We start from the raw sequence: 779 nt of genomic DNA on the forward strand, positions 1-779 counted from the left end.
CCTGCATTTCTTCAACCCGGTGCCGGTGATGGGCCTGATCGAAGTCATCCGCGGCCTGCAAACCAGTGACGCGACCCACAAACTGGCGCTGGACATGGCGACCACCCTCGGCAAAACCGCGATCACCGCCGGCAACCGTCCGGGCTTCGTGGTCAACCGGATCCTGGTGCCGATGATCAACGAAGCGATCCTGGTGTTCCAGGAAGGTCTGGCCAGCGCCGAAGACATCGACACCGGCATGCGCCTGGGCTGCAATCAGCCTATCGGCCCGTTGGCCCTGGCGGACCTGATTGGCCTGGATACCCTGTTGTCGATCCTCCAAGCTTTCTATGACGGTTTCAACGACAGCAAATATCGCCCGGCGCCGTTGCTCAAGGAAATGGTCGCCGCCGGTTACCTGGGACGCAAAACGGGGCGCGGCTTCCATGCCTATGCCTGAGCGTTGCTCGCGCTTTGCCGAGTACCGGGACAAAGTCCTGGAGCTGTTTGCCTGCAAGGGGTTCGGCCAGGTCGGCATGCGTGAGCTCGCGACGTGCCTGGGGCTTTCTCCAGGCTCGCTGTATCACCATTACCCGAGCAAACARCATCTGCTGCTCGACCTGATCGAGGAGTTCTACGAGGAGTTGCTGGCCACCCTGGGACGTATCCAGCAAAAAGCTCCGGGCAAGCGCGACAAACTCAACAGCCTGATCCGCGCCCATCTGAATCTGCATCGGGAGATGCCTTGGCATTTCCGCCTGGTGGAGCGCGACAGCGGTTGCCTGAACGAAGAGCAACAG

At 61.1% G+C, this 779-nt stretch carries 2 protein-coding genes; both read left to right on the top strand.

Annotated elements, in window-relative coordinates; translation table 11 throughout:
• The coding region (locus AC1DVH_RS32130) for a 3-hydroxyacyl-CoA dehydrogenase family protein (protein ID WP_477757167.1) at positions 1-439 on the top strand (439 nt) is incomplete at its 5' end.
• Positions 426-779, top strand: a 354-nt coding sequence (locus AC1DVH_RS32135; RefSeq protein ID WP_477757168.1) for a TetR/AcrR family transcriptional regulator, incomplete at its 3' end; no start/stop codon positions are given. The genes AC1DVH_RS32130 and AC1DVH_RS32135, both read left to right, overlap by 14 nt.

It is taken from the genome of Pseudomonas sp. P4_C3 (assembly GCF_056402075.1).